We start from the raw sequence: 12,899 nt of genomic DNA on the forward strand, positions 1-12,899 counted from the left end.
CACCATGACAGTGCAGATCAGGAACGCGGTAGGGACCGACTGGGCGGCGATCTGGCCGTTCTTTCAGGACATCGTCACCGCGCGCGAGACCTACGCCTACGACCCGGACCTCACCGAGGAGCAGGGCCGCGCGCTCTGGATGTCGCCGTCGGCCGATCCGTTGAGCCGGACCACGGTCGCGGTCGATGACGACGGCACCGTGCTGGGTAGTGCCAACATGTATCCGAATCGGCCGGGGCCCGGCTCGCATGTCGCCAGCGCGAGCTTCATGGTCGACTCGGCGGCGCGCGGGAAGGGCGTCGGGCGGCTGCTGTGCGAGGACATGATCGACTGGGCGACCCGCGAAGGCTTCCGGGCGATCCAGTTCAACGCGGTGGTCGAGACGAACGAGTCGGCCGTCCACCTCTGGCAGGAGCTCGGCTTCGCCATCATCGGCACCGTGCCCGAGGCCTTCAACCACCCCAAGCACGGGTACGTCGGCCTCCACGTGATGCACCGGCCGCTCTGAGGCCATGCGCTGGGACTGAGTTCAGGGTTTGCGGAGGCCCTTCGACGCTGCTCGCAGTACCGCTTCGGTGAGGGCGTCGAGGATCGTTGACTGCAGCTTCCAGTGCTGCCAGTAGAGGGGGACGTCGATGTATTTGCCAGGGGCAACCTCTACGAGCCGGCCGGCGGCCAGCTCGGGCTGGGCGACCTCGTCCTCGATCATGCCCCAGCCGAGGCCGATCCGGACCGCTTGATGGAACGCGCCCGGCGCGGGCACCGCGTGTGACGGCGGGTCGAGTTTCCGCCGGGTCACCTTGCGCATCAACCGATGCTGGAGCTGGTCCTTGCTGTTGAACACCATCATCGGCGCCTCGGCGAGTGCCTCCGGCAACGGTTTCCCGGCCAGCCAGCGGTCGGCGTAATCGGGCGTGGCGACCGCCAGATACCGCAGCTTGCCCAGCGGTACGACGCGACAGCCCTGGACCGGCCGTGGATCCGCGGTCACCGCGGCGAGCACCGTGCCGTTGCGAAGGAACTCGGCGGAGTGCTCCTCGTCCTCCTGATGAACGACGAACCGCGCCGCGTGGTGCTCGGACAAGTCGAGCATCGCGGGCAGGAACCAGTTGTTGAGCGAGTCCGCGTTCACCGCGATCGGCAGCCGGAGGGTGTCCGCCCGGCCCCGAACCGCCGCGATCGCTTCGAGCTCCAGCAGCGAGACCTGGCGCGCGAGCCTTCGCAGCGCCTGACCCGCCTCCGTGGGCCGCGCGGGCTTGCCCCGCATCACCACGACCTGGCCGAGCCGGCCCTCCAGCGCCTTGATGCGTTGGCTCACCGCCGACGGTGTGATGTTCAGCCGTCGCGCGGCCGCGTCGAAACTGCCTTCGTCGACCACGGCCGCGAAGGTGTCGAGCTGTGCGGAGTCGATCTGCATGATGAAGCCATGCTAATGGCACGTGAGAATCTTTAGCTGGTCTGATGGCGTGGAGCTTGCCTACCGTCGTACGCATGCCCCTCCTTGCCGGCTTTGCCACGACGCTGTCCCTGATCATCGCGATCGGCGCGCAGAACGCATTCGTCCTGCGTCAGGGCCTGCGCCGTGAGCACGTCCTACCGGTGGTCCTGGTCTGCGCCCTGTCCGACGCCCTCCTCATCTCCAGCGGTATCGCCGGTCTCGGGGCCCTGCTCACCCGCAGCGAGCTCGCTCTCGACATCGCGACGTACGGCGGCGCCGCCTTCCTCTACGTGTACGCCGCCTTCGCCTTCCGGCGCGCTCTGAACCCCGGCGCGATCAGCCCCGCCGACCATGCCCCGGCCGCCCTCCGCAGCGTCCTCCTGACCTGCCTCGGGTTCACCTACCTCAACCCGCACGTCTACCTCGACACCGTCGTCCTGCTCGGCTCCCTCGCCAACCAGCGCGGCGCTGACGGCCGCTGGATCTACGGCCTCGGCGCCGTCACCGCGTCGTTCAGTTGGTTCTTCGCCCTCGGTTTCTTCGCCCGCAAGCTGACCCCGCTGTTCGCCCGTCCTCGCGCGTGGCAGTTCCTCGACTCCGGAATCGCGATCCTGATGACCGCGCTGGCCACCTGGATGCTCCTCCCCTGACCCAGATTGAACGCAGACTGAGCGCGTGGACGTGACGGTGTTGTGTGATGCGGTGGCGGTGTTTCCGGAGAGTGTCGAGGAGGCATTGCCGGGGTGGAGTGCCGAGCACGCGGACTGGACCGCGGAGCTGGCGCCGGGGAATGTTCGGGCTGACGGGTGGTGGCTGCATTTCCACAGCTACCTGGTGATCGGGGATGCGGGCGTCGTACTGGTTGATGCCGGGGTCGGGCCGGCGGGTGGTGAGGCAGCTGAGTGGCTGGGGGTGAGTGGGCGGTTGCCGGGCCTGCTGGAGAAGGTGGGGGTTCGCGAGAGCGACATCGACACCGTGGTGCTGACGCATGTCCACCTGGATCACGTGGGGTGGAGCGCTGAGGGTGAGCGGCCGCGGTTCGGGAACGCGGAGTACGTCGTCCAGCGGGATGAGCTCGAGCACGTGCGCGGCGGGGCGACGTACGAGCGGATGATCCGGCCGATCGTCGAGGCCGGGCAGCTCAGAGTGGTGGACGGTGAGGTCGGACTGCGCGGGATGCGGTTGCTGCCGACACCGGGGCATACGCCTGGCCATCAGTCGGTGGTGACCGAGCGGGCGGTGCTCGGCGGTGATGTGCTGGTCCATCCGGCGCAGGCCCGGTGGCCTGAGCTCACTTATTTGTACGAGCGCGATCCCGCGCGGGCCGTGACGTCGCGCCAGGAAGTGCTCGCGCTGGCGGCCGCGTCGGGGATCCCGATCGCGGCCGCCCACCCACATGCGGCATTGCAGAGCGACGCACGTCCACTGGCGACGCCCGGGCCAGGCAGCGAGCTCTGCCCGCCGTACCGGCTTTAGCGGTAGCCGGTGGTGTCGGCAGGCTTGCCGGGGTCCTGCACCTCGACGATGTAGCGCCACGCGTCCGGCCGGCTCCCGTCGAGATCGGTGAAGCCGTAGAGCTGGGCGAGCTCGCCGCTCGAGGTGGACTTGCCGTTCCAGCGCCGTACGTCGGGATCCGCGGCCAGGGCCGCCACCGCGCGGCCGACGTACGACGGACTCTCGGAGATCGCGAAGTGCGGGATCCGCTCGGTCGCGTCCTGCCAGTTGGCCTCGGTCACGCCGAATCCTTCGAGCATCGCCTCGGACCGCAGCCAGCCGGGGGTGAGCAGGACGGCGGTCGCGTCGTACTTGTCGAGCTCGTGCGCGAGCGCGAACGCCATCCGGCTGACCGCGCCCTTGGCAAGGTCGTAGAAGAACGAGACGCGGTAGTTGTCCGCGTTGTACTCGTTCGTGCCGTCGGTCATCTCGATGACCAGTCCGCCGGGTGACTTGATCAGCAGCGGCAACGCGAAGTGGCTGGTGATCACGTGGGTGTCGACGCCGAGCCGGAGCAGTCGCAGACCGTTGTCGAGATCGCTCTCCCAGACGGTCTTCTCCCACTCGGGCTCGCTGAACTGACCCCAGATGTCGTTCACCAGAATGTGCAGCGCACCCTGCTCGCTCTCGATCCGGTCGACGAGAGCACGGACCTGCTCGGGGTCCAGATGGTCCACCGGTACGGCGATGCCGTGACCGCCGGCCTGGTCGACCAGCGCCGCGGTCTCCTCGATCGTCTCCGGCCGGTTCATCTCCGACCGTCGCGCCTGCGTGCTGCGCCCGGTCACGTACACAGTCGCACCGGCAGCACCGAGCTGGACCGCGATGCCCCGCCCGGCCGCCCGGGTCGCCCCCGTCACCAACGCAACCTTCCCCGCCAACGGCTTCATCCTGGCATCCTTTCCATACGCTGTATGGTTATGTACCATACGACGTATGATTAATGCTGGCAAGCGGTCCGGTCGGCCTCGGGCCGGCGAGGAGCGGCTGAGCCGGGAGGCGATCCTGACGGCGGCGCTGCGGATCGTCGACGACGAGGGCATCGACGCGCTGACCATGCGCCGGCTCGCCTCGGCGCTCGGGGTCAACCCGATGTCGCTCTACCACCACCTGCCGAACAAGGCCGCCGTCCTGGCCGGGCTCGCGGAGTTGGTGTTCGCGGGGCTGGAGCAGGTCGATCCGGGTGAGGCGGTGCCGTGGCAGGAGCAACTGAAGGACGCCGCGCGGGCCTATCGCAACGCGCTCCGCGCGCATCCGAACCTCGCACTGCAGGTGCTGTCCGACACGTCGGCGGTGTCAGAGGTCGTAGTCGTCGTCGTAGAGCCGTTCTACCGCGCGCTCGACCGGGCCGGGCTGTCGCCACGGGAGATCTTCGAGTCGGTGAACACGCTGATCGACTTCATCCACGGCTTCGCGCTCGGTGAGACCGCGGTGCGCGCGGAGAGCTTCGACCTGGCTCCCGACCTGCTCACCCGGGTGCAGGCACTGCCCGTGGGCAAGGCGCCGACCCTCGCCCGCGTGGTCGGCGAGTTGGGTCCAGAGGGTCTCGCCTACGACTTCGACAGCGGGTTCGAGTCCGGGCTGACCGTGCTGACGGCCGGGATCGGCGCCTCGGTCCGGCGCGGCCGATAGCGCGAGATCGCGACACCGATCAGGCAGAGCACACCGCCGAGGTAGGCCAGCGGCGCCGGGCTCTCGTCGAGCAGGAGCCAGCCGAGGAGGATCGTCAGCGGCGGGACCAGGTACGTCGTGGCACCCATCCGGCCGGCCGTCGTCCGCGCCAGCGCGTAGGCCCAGGTCGTGAAGGCGATCGCGGTCGGGAACGCACCCAGGAACACGATCCACCAGATGGTCGACGGCCGCGCGTCCGCGGACTCCCGGATCAGCGCGGGAGTGAAGGGCAGACAGCTGATCGTGCCGATCACACAGGCCAGCCAGGTCACCTCGAGCGCGGGCAGCCTGGCGAGCAGCGGCTTCTGCGCGACGACCCCGATCGCGTACGCGGCCGCGGCGACGAGGCAGAGTACGACGCCCCATGTCTCGGCCCGTCCCTCCGACGACGACAGGCCGATCAGGATCACCCCGCCGAACGCGGCGATGCTGCCGAACACGAGCTGACGCGGGAAGCCCTCGTGCAGCAGAACCCCGGCCAGCAAAGCGATCAGCAGCGGGCCGATGTTCACCAGCATCGCGGTCGTGCCGGCGTCGAGGCGTTGCTCGGCCTCGTTCAACGCGAGGTTGTAGACGCCGAACCACAACAGGCCGCAGAGCAGCAGGAACTTCCAGTCACCCTTGGCCGGCCAACGCCGCGGCCGCAGGAACACGAACACGCCCAGCAGCACACTGCCGACCAGCAACCGGCCCAGCGACAGCGCACCGGCCGAGAACTCCTGGCCGACATGACGGATCGCGACGAAGGCCGACGCCCACGCCACCACCGTCACCGCTGCCGCACCCGCTGCCAGCACGCCCTGTTTCTTCATGCCCCTGACGCTAGGCGTCCGACACTTCGGTGGACACCGAATTCTTCGCCGCCGGCAGCGCGAACGGTACGACGAGCGCCGTCAGCAGCACCGGGATCGTCAGCGCGGCGACCAGGATCGACATGCTGAACCAGAGCGAACCCAGCGCGAAGCCGGCGTACACCGCGACCGCGAAGACCTCGGCGAAGAAGCCGGACACCGACGTCACGGTCGCTCGGGCCGGACCGGTGATCGAGTCCTGCAGCCGCGCCTCCGCGACGACGATCACCAGCTGCATCACGCCGTACCCGATCGCGATCGGGGCGAAGCCCCAGGCCGTTCCGCTCAACGCTCCCCAGGCGATCAGGGCCGCCGTTGCTCCGAGACCGATCGCGAAGGTTGTTGCCGGCAGCTTGTACGCCGGTCCGGCCAGTGCGCCGCCGATCGCCTGTGCGGCAACGGTCCCGGCGATCAGCAACGGCACCCAGGTGGTGGACGCGCCGGCATCTCTGGCGAGCAACGGGAAGTACTCGTCGAACGCCAGGAAGCCGCCGAGCAAGGCAACCAGCGCCACGGCTCTTCGGACCGGACGGCTGGTCAGGGCTTCGGTCACACCGGCCCGCAGCATCGACCAGTACTCGGCGAGCGCGGTCCGGGTGGAGGTCGGTTGCGGCTCGTCCTCCTCGGGCTGTGCAGGCTCGACCGGTGGAGCCTCCGGGAGAGTCAGGGCGACAGCGGCCTGGATCAGGCAGCTGAGGACGCTGACGACACCCGCGAGCACGTAGCCGCCGAGGTCGAACAAGGGCGCGGCCAAGGCGGTCGCGGCCAGGTTGGCGATCAGCGAGGCGGACCTGGCTCGGCCGAGCAGTCCGGCGTACTTGTCGGTGCAGTCGCGCGCGGCCAATTCGTCGTACACGAAGGCCTCGAACGTGCCGGAGATCAGCGCGGACGACGTACCCCACAGGACGAAGCCGAGCGCGAAACCGGCGAACGACGGCACCGTGATCCACGCCGCGTACCCGAGTCCGCTGAGCAGGGCACCGAAGACCAGCAGCTTGCGCCGCGAGTACGTGTCGGCCCAGGCGCCTGACGGCACCTCGAGGAGGAACGCGGTCGTCGACCAGATGACGAACAGGATCGAGATCTGGGCGGGCGACAATCCGTGGTCGGCGAACAGCAGCTGGTACAGCGGATACAGCGGGATGAAGTCCTGCAGCGCCTCGTACGCGACGATGCGGCTGGACAGGCTCTTCGGTAGGCGGTCAGTGCGTCAAAGGTGCGGGCTCGTGTACCTCATGTCTTGAAAGATACCGGGGAAATCAGTGCCCGAGCAGGTCTTTTGTTCCAGGTGTGGACAAGTGCAGGACCTGGTACCGCGTGCCCGGCGCCGCACCCGGCTCCGGCGAGGACCACAAGGTGAAGTGCACAACCTCCCAGCGCGTGGGATCCACAGCGATCGCGGAGCTGTGGACATCCGCACCGGCCGCGGTCTTCCGGACGGTCTCGAGCGCCTCGGCAACCGGATCGGCCGGGTCCACGTCGGACGACAGCTGCCAGGTGTGCTTGGTCGCGCTCAGCGCCGGCTGATCGACGTCCGGACCGGCCAGCGCTTCCACCCCGGTCCAGTGCCGGACCGGCGGACGACCGAACGACGTACAGATCGCGGTGAAGAACCCGCCACCCCACAGGAACCGCCCCATCCCCGCCGGGTCGTTCCACAGGTAGAAGGGCGCGTACTGATTGACCATCGCGCCATTGGCCCGGTCCTGGATCAGGTACGCCTTGACCCCCAGCCCGTCGAAGTCGTCCAGCCGATGCCCGGTCGCCTCCACCCGCCGCCGGATGATCCCCATGTCGTAGTCCGTCGGCAACGTGATCTCGTACTGCATCGCATCCACGGTCCACCCTCTCGCTCGGTTACCGACATACTAGTAGGTACAGAGCATCGGTTCAGGCGGTGGCACCGGTCAGGAGCTGGGTGATCTGCAGGGTCAGATACAGCGACCGCAGCAACACCGCAGCCGGATCGGGGGACTCTGTGGTGGCTGGAACGACGGTGAAGCCGACTGAGCTGAGCGCTTGGCGGTGCCGCGTCAGCTCGGCCGTGAAGGCGCCGGGTGACGTGCCCGCGGTGCCACGTTCTGCCTGGCGGACGAGCCAGTTGGCGAGGTCCAGGAGCTGCGGTGGTGGGGCTGCGGTGGACGACGCTCGCGGTCCGGTCATGGGCCGGGGCCGGGCGACCGGTTCCGGGCCGAAGTGGAGCGCATCGACCGCGCTTCCGGCCGGAGCGTCAGGGTGGACAAGGCTCAGCGGCTCGCCGACGACCCCCTCGGCGGTGCGGCGGATCTTGGCGACGACGAGTGTTCCTGGCGCCGGCGTCGGCAGGGCTTCGATCCGGGCGACGGCGTGCTGTGTCTCGGCGGAGTACGGCAAGTGCAACGGCAGTACGTCGCCTGCCTCGTCCGTCACCGGCCACTCAAGCCGCTGCATGGCCTGGTCGAAGGACGCCGGACCGAAGCCCGCCGGCCGCAGGATTGCCCACTCCCGCAGCGGGTCCGCGGGATCCAGCAGGCTCACCGGCCGACCGGCCAACCCCGCCCACCGGCTCACCGCGGGCAACGCCGCCGCGATCTCGGCGCCCGACTGTCGCACCACCAAGGCGCGAGTGCTGTCGACGCCTGACAACTGCCCCGTCGACGTGAGCCGGGCATTCGCCAGCTTCACGCTCGAACCGGTGGCCTCGGCCGGGCTGTGCATCCCCGACCACGGCCCGGGAGCGTCGTACCGATTGCGCGGGTCGAACAGCACACCCTGCGAACGGCTGTCGGTCCAAGCGACGAACCGGTCGTCGGCCGCCGCCCAGAACACAGCGGTCAACCCGGCGAACCCCGACGCCGACCGCCACGGCACCGAACCCACACCGATCAGCTCCAGCTTGCCCGCGGTGTCGAAGCGACCCCGAGCAGTCCCCACCAGCCGCGGTACGTCGCCCATCGACTCCAGCGCACTCACCAGCGCGTACGTCGTCGCCGCCTGCTCGAGCAGGAACCGCTCGTCGGCCCGAGCCGATCGAGCCAGCGCCAACTCCACCTGCCCGGCCATCGCCCGCAGCGCTCGCGCCAGCCGGTGATACTCCGCACCCTGCGCCGACACGGCGAGCGTCTCGTACCGCTGCAGGATCGAGTCCGACAGATGCGAAAGCCCGAGCCTCACGGTGTCAGTCAGCAGTTGTACGACGGCCATGCGCACAGCCACCCGCCCGTCGCCCACGGTCGCCCCGACTGTGGACGGCTCACGACGGCGGATCGGCTCGAGCTCCTTGCCGTTGGCCCGTTGGTAGGCAAGGACAGCCGCGACCTGATACTTCTCCACCGCGGGCAGCTTGCTGTCTGGCACCATCCCGGCCAGCCCGCCACCCATCGACCGGAAGCTCACCCGAGGACTCACCAACGACAGCACCAACTGCTGCCCGCCCTCGACCCGGAATCCCTCCTCCAGCTCGAGATCCTCGACATACCCCCGAGCCCACCGATACCCGGCCGACCCCGCGAACTCGACCAACTCCGCCCGCCCCACACCCAGCAACTCGGCCCCGAGCCCAGCCATATCACCCGCGACGACAGCCGGCGAGGACGTCGGCCCAGCGCCGCCAGACGCGGCCTCCGCACCTCCACCCAGTCCCAGCCAGATCCCGGCCGCGACGACGTGCTGGCACGTGGATCCACTCGCACAGGTACAAGTCGCCACAGCCGGACCGGCCGGCCCGAAGGTGACAGTCACTTCGCCGACCGCGACCTCGACCGATTCAGGGCCTTCGGCAACGATCGACGGTGTCAGCTGGGTGAGGTCCTTGCGCGCCCGCCGCAACAACCCCTTCGTCGCCAGCGCCGCCCAAGCGTCATCGTCGTACCGGCCGAGCAGCTCGACCAGCGCCGTACGCGGACTCATCTCGTCACCTCAACCAGCCAGGACGCCAGTTGTGCCGGTGTCAGCGCCGCGATCTCCATCCCCTCATCGGCCAGCCGGCCGGCGATCTGCTTGTCGTACAACGGATTCGCCGAACCATCCAGCGCCGCCAGACCGAGCAACCTGACCCGTGCCTCGGCCAGCCCGCGCACCGCCCGGACCAGCGCCGGCAGCGGACCACCTTCACAGAAGTCGGTGACCAGCACGAGCACGGTGCGCTGCGGGTTCTCCACCAGCTGAGCGCAATACCTGAGCGCCTTGCCGATGTCGGTCCCGCCACCGAGCTGGACACGCATCAGTACGTCGACCGGGTCGTCGACATGCTCCGACAGGTCGACCAGCGAGGTGTCGAACACGACCAGCCGGACCCGGAACGCGGGCAGCCCGGCCAGGATCCCCGCCATCACCGCGCTGTGGATCACCGAGCCGGCCATGCTGCCGCTCTGGTCGACGCAGACGATGATGTCCCAAGGCAGCCGGCGCGCGTTGCGCTCGAAGAAGAGCACCTCGGCGAGTACCAGCCGTTGCCCCCCCGGGTCGTAGTGCTTCAGATTGCGCCGGATCGTCCCGACCGGATCGAAGTTCGCCGCCACCTTCATCGGGGAGTGCCGGTGCTGGTTGAGCCGGCCCGACAGCGCGACCCGGACCTTGTGCTCGAGCCGGCGGCGGAGTTCCTCGACCACCTGCCGGATAATCCGCCGCGCGACGACCAGGGTCTCCTCACCCAGGTGTCCCTTCAGCGCGAGCAGTGTCTTGAGCAGATCCTCGTCCGGTTCGAGACGTTCCAGCGTCTCGGGATCCGTGATCAGCTCGGTCAGGCCGTAGCGGTCGAGAGCGTGACGCTCGACGATCTCCGCCGTCTCCCGCGGGAACAGCTCGCGCACCTCCGACAACCACTCGACCAGCGCCGGGGCGGAGGCGCCACTGCCACCGGGCATAAGCTCAGCAGTCTCCCCGCCGGCCCCGGACGATCCGCGCACACCGCGACCGCCGTACTCACGCCCGTACAGGTAGTCGAGCGCAGCTTCCATTCGAGCTTGGTCACTGCCCGCCGCCGGATCGCCCAACTGTCCGCTCGAGTAGCGGCCCAGCACCAGCCGCCATCGTTCGACGGTCATGTCCCGTCACCCCCGGCCAGCCAGCCCGCGAGGCCGTCTCGTTCGAGCAGCGCCCTGACCTGCTCGGACAACAGCAACCGCTGCTGGACTTCTCCCGCGTCGGCCGTGGTGACGAGCAACGTGCCCAACTCGGCCAGCCCCTTCATCGCCGCGACCACTGTCGCCACGCGATCCGTCTCGCTCGGTGTCAGCTCAGCGAACGCGAGCCGCAGCTCCGGCAGATGCTGGACGAACGTCTCCTGGTCCCAGCCGGTCAGCCGCCGGTCGAGCTCGACCAGCAGCCGCTGCTCCTGCCACGCCGCCTCCCGCGCGGTCATCAGCAACCCCGACAGGAACGCCACTCCGGCCGCGGGCGAAACCCCGCCGGCCAGATGACCCGTCACCCGCCCGACGACCCCGTCCGCGTCAACCCGGCCGGCCGAATAGGCGATACCGCTCGCGGCACCCTGGACGAACGGCTCGGGATGCCCGTCCGCGATCCGGTCGACCAAGTCCCAGTACAGGTCCGCGTCCAGGTCGCTGCCCGCTTCCGCGACCAGCAGATCGCGCAGCCGCACGAGCGCGTCCGCTGTCGACTCCGCGTCGCCCATCAGCTGCCGGCCGAGATAGATCGCCCGCTGGTACGCCGTACGCAGCAAAGACGGCACCGCGTCGAGTTTGCGTGCCTCGAGCGGTTCGCGAGCCTCATACAGCAGGCCGAGCTGGGTGACCGCGGTCGCCACTTCGGCGAACGACGCGTCGGCGGCGATGCTGTCCCGGACCAGCTCCAGCGTCTCCCCGACCTGCTCGTGCAGACCGAGCACACACGCGCCCGCCAGCAGACCGACCGCTCCGGATGCGGTCGTCGAGGTCGTGCGCAGCGCGGCCAGCTTCTCGGCGAACCGGGTACTGACCGCAGTCGGCACGGTCGATCCGTACACGGACGCTTCGACCAGCGCGCCCTCCGCGATCGGCGACCAGGCGTAGTCCCACTTCTCGTGCAGCCGCCCCAGCCCGAAGCCGTGGACGAAGTCCGGGCCCGCGGACCGGTGCGCGAACGGGACGTCAAGCGCCAACAGCCCATGCAGCAGGCGCGACGTCTCCCGATGCGTCGCGTTGCGATAGATGTCGAGGGACGTACTCTGCCGACCGGGCTCGTCCACTCGCAACCGAAGCCGGCGTAACCGCTGCAGCGCGTCCTCGACCAACGGAGTTCGACCGGCTCCCGGCGGGACCTGACCGATCGCATCACCAGTCAGCGTGTGCTGGGCTGCAGCGCGGACGAGGACGCCCTCGACATCGATGTCGCCCTTCACGAAGCAGCTCTGTACGGCGTCGAGCAGGTCACTGCGCAACGGGGCAGGACGATCGCGGAGCGCGGCAAGCTGCAGCGCCTGGTCGAACGCAGCCGAGACCGACGGCAACGCCAGCGGGACACGGTGCCGGTCGCGCAGCTCCGCGCTGATGTCGAGCAACGCGGTCAAAGTCGCAGCAACACGCGGATGTTGACCGGCCGGTGGATCGATCAGGCTCTGCCAGAGACGCTGGTGCCAGGCCGGTGAGGTCATGCCGGCGCTGTAGCCGTTCAGCCGCTCCAACCGCTCGAACGTGTAGCGGATCAGGGCGGAGTCGCCCGAGACCGCCCCCAGCGTGAAGCTCGGCCGCGGTGGTGGCGCCGCCAGCAGCTCCGGCAGCGCCACCGCGTGGAACCCGCCGACCACCGCCATCACCGGCCCCTCGGTGCCGGACCGCGCCGCCAGCGCCGTACGGATGTGCCAGACCATCCCCGCCTCGCGAGCCGTCGCGCCATCGGCCGCGAGCTCCTGTGCGGTCCGGTCAGCGCGAGCCAGCAGGCAGTACGCCGCCATCCGCGCGATCTGCTCACTCACATCCGTCGTACTCGCGTCGGCCTCGAAGAGCAGCTCCCACAAGTCCTCGTCGTCCGAACAACCCAGTCGCGCCGCCAGCAGCTTGAGGCTCTCGCTGTGCCGGAAGTGCCGCTCGTCGAGCAGCGAGACGCCCTCTTCCCCACCGGCCGGCAACGATTCCTCGGCCAGATGCTGCTCGGCGAGATTCAGATCGATGAACCGGCAGGGAATGCCCCGTCCGGCCGCATCCCGCAGCGCGACCAGCTCGGGTGAGTAGTCGCAGAACGGGTAGTAGCCGGCCCATCGGTCGGCCTTGCGCACCGCGTACGTGTAGATCGCCAGCGGCATCCGGGCCTCGGGATGGGTGAGCAACGGGATCATCGGGGTGAACCCGCGCGGTCCTTCCACCAGTACGACGCTGGGCCGGTGCTCGGCGATGATCCGTCGTACCAGCAACGCACAGGCCGGACTGTGGTGCCGGACGGGCACCACGACGAGGTCGTCCCGCACCAGGTCTGCGGCCAACTCCCGCACGCCCGCGGTGGTCAGAAGACCATCGGTCGCCATCGAACGC

Annotated in this window: 12 protein-coding genes; 4 read left to right on the forward strand and 8 right to left on the reverse strand. The window is 69.2% G+C overall.

Translation table 11 applies throughout. The features are described 5' to 3' along the window. The first annotated feature begins 4 nt into the window (after positions 1–4). On the forward strand, positions 5–508 hold the full coding sequence (locus ACGFIF_RS34560) for a GNAT family N-acetyltransferase (RefSeq protein ID WP_393160305.1): 504 nt from the start codon (positions 5–7) through the stop codon (positions 506–508). A gap of 21 nt (positions 509–529) precedes the next feature. On the opposite strand, the gene ACGFIF_RS34565 is transcribed toward ACGFIF_RS34560, so the two are convergent. Continuing rightward, positions 530–1,417, reverse strand: coding sequence for a LysR family transcriptional regulator ArgP (locus ACGFIF_RS34565; RefSeq protein WP_393160306.1), 888 nt, complete (start codon positions 1,415–1,417; stop codon positions 530–532). Positions 1,418–1,491: 74 nt separating this feature from the next. Between ACGFIF_RS34565 and ACGFIF_RS34570 the strand changes: the two genes are divergently transcribed. After that, positions 1,492–2,088: a LysE/ArgO family amino acid transporter gene (locus tag ACGFIF_RS34570; RefSeq protein ID WP_393160307.1), complete on the forward strand. Its 597-nt coding sequence runs from the start codon at positions 1,492–1,494 to the stop codon at positions 2,086–2,088. Between the two features lie 25 nt (positions 2,089–2,113). Further along, complete coding sequence (locus ACGFIF_RS34575) at positions 2,114–2,914, forward strand: MBL fold metallo-hydrolase (RefSeq protein WP_393160308.1); 801 nt, start codon at positions 2,114–2,116, stop codon at positions 2,912–2,914. Here ACGFIF_RS34575 and ACGFIF_RS34580 read toward each other — a convergent pair. After that, the gene (locus ACGFIF_RS34580) at positions 2,911–3,822 is read right to left on the reverse strand and encodes an SDR family oxidoreductase (protein ID WP_393160309.1); all 912 of its coding nucleotides are present in this window, start codon (positions 3,820–3,822) and stop codon (positions 2,911–2,913) included. The genes ACGFIF_RS34575 and ACGFIF_RS34580 overlap by 4 nt on opposite strands. Positions 3,823–3,868: 46 nt before the next feature. Here ACGFIF_RS34580 and ACGFIF_RS34585 point away from each other — a divergent pair, with 46 nt between their 5' ends. Further along, positions 3,869–4,564, forward strand: a complete 696-nt coding sequence (locus ACGFIF_RS34585) for a TetR/AcrR family transcriptional regulator (protein WP_393160310.1) — start codon at positions 3,869–3,871, stop codon at positions 4,562–4,564. Here the strand turns inward: ACGFIF_RS34585 and ACGFIF_RS34590 are convergent. The 6 genes from ACGFIF_RS34590 to ACGFIF_RS34615 all read right to left on the reverse strand — a co-directional run bounded on the left by ACGFIF_RS34590 (position 4,483) and on the right by ACGFIF_RS34615 (position 12,892). Then, positions 4,483–5,415, reverse strand: a complete 933-nt coding sequence (locus ACGFIF_RS34590) for a DMT family transporter (protein ID WP_393160311.1) — start codon at positions 5,413–5,415, stop codon at positions 4,483–4,485. The two genes, ACGFIF_RS34585 and ACGFIF_RS34590, sit on opposite strands and share 82 nt — an antisense overlap. A 10-nt stretch (positions 5,416–5,425) precedes the next feature. Then, complete coding sequence (locus tag ACGFIF_RS34595; RefSeq protein ID WP_393160746.1) at positions 5,426–6,640, reverse strand: MFS transporter; 1,215 nt, start codon at positions 6,638–6,640, stop codon at positions 5,426–5,428. Between the two features lie 73 nt (positions 6,641–6,713). Next, a complete protein-coding gene (locus ACGFIF_RS34600) occupies positions 6,714–7,283 on the reverse strand; it encodes a DUF4865 family protein (RefSeq protein WP_393160312.1) in 570 nt (189 codons plus the stop codon). Positions 7,284–7,344: 61 nt separating this feature from the next. Then, the gene (locus ACGFIF_RS34605) at positions 7,345–9,342 is read right to left on the reverse strand and encodes a hypothetical protein (RefSeq protein WP_393160313.1); all 1,998 of its coding nucleotides are present in this window, start codon (positions 9,340–9,342) and stop codon (positions 7,345–7,347) included. Next, a complete protein-coding gene (locus tag ACGFIF_RS34610; RefSeq protein ID WP_393160314.1) occupies positions 9,339–10,478 on the reverse strand; it encodes a VWA domain-containing protein in 1,140 nt (379 codons plus the stop codon). Before ACGFIF_RS34610 ends, ACGFIF_RS34605 begins: the two co-directional genes overlap by 4 nt. Then, on the reverse strand, positions 10,475–12,892 hold the full coding sequence (locus ACGFIF_RS34615; RefSeq protein ID WP_393160315.1) for a DUF5682 family protein: 2,418 nt from the start codon (positions 12,890–12,892) through the stop codon (positions 10,475–10,477). The genes ACGFIF_RS34610 and ACGFIF_RS34615 overlap by 4 nt, the downstream gene beginning before the upstream one ends. Positions 12,893–12,899 lie beyond the last annotated feature (7 nt).

The sequence above is a fragment of the Kribbella sp. NPDC049174 genome, assembly GCF_043197365.1.
In the GTDB taxonomy this organism is placed as follows: domain Bacteria; phylum Actinomycetota; class Actinomycetes; order Propionibacteriales; family Kribbellaceae; genus Kribbella.

What these genes read in the sequence shown, in the direction of transcription:
- ACGFIF_RS34560 (WP_393160305.1), top strand. Translation starts at nt 5, where the DNA reads ATGACAGTGCAGATCAGGAACGCGGTAGGGACCGACTGGGCGGCGATC.
- ACGFIF_RS34565 (WP_393160306.1), bottom strand. Translation starts at nt 1,417, where the DNA reads ATGCAGATCGACTCCGCACAGCTCGACACCTTCGCGGCCGTGGTCGAC.
- ACGFIF_RS34570 (WP_393160307.1), top strand. Translation starts at nt 1,492, where the DNA reads ATGCCCCTCCTTGCCGGCTTTGCCACGACGCTGTCCCTGATCATCGCG.
- ACGFIF_RS34580 (WP_393160309.1), bottom strand. Translation starts at nt 3,822, where the DNA reads ATGAAGCCGTTGGCGGGGAAGGTTGCGTTGGTGACGGGGGCGACCCGG.
- ACGFIF_RS34585 (WP_393160310.1), top strand. Translation starts at nt 3,869, where the DNA reads ATGATTAATGCTGGCAAGCGGTCCGGTCGGCCTCGGGCCGGCGAGGAG.
- ACGFIF_RS34590 (WP_393160311.1), bottom strand. Translation starts at nt 5,415, where the DNA reads ATGAAGAAACAGGGCGTGCTGGCAGCGGGTGCGGCAGCGGTGACGGTG.
- ACGFIF_RS34600 (WP_393160312.1), bottom strand. Translation starts at nt 7,283, where the DNA reads ATGCAGTACGAGATCACGTTGCCGACGGACTACGACATGGGGATCATC.
- ACGFIF_RS34605 (WP_393160313.1), bottom strand. Translation starts at nt 9,342, where the DNA reads ATGAGTCCGCGTACGGCGCTGGTCGAGCTGCTCGGCCGGTACGACGAT.
- ACGFIF_RS34610 (WP_393160314.1), bottom strand. Translation starts at nt 10,478, where the DNA reads ATGACCGTCGAACGATGGCGGCTGGTGCTGGGCCGCTACTCGAGCGGA.
- ACGFIF_RS34615 (WP_393160315.1), bottom strand. Translation starts at nt 12,892, where the DNA reads ATGGCGACCGATGGTCTTCTGACCACCGCGGGCGTGCGGGAGTTGGCC.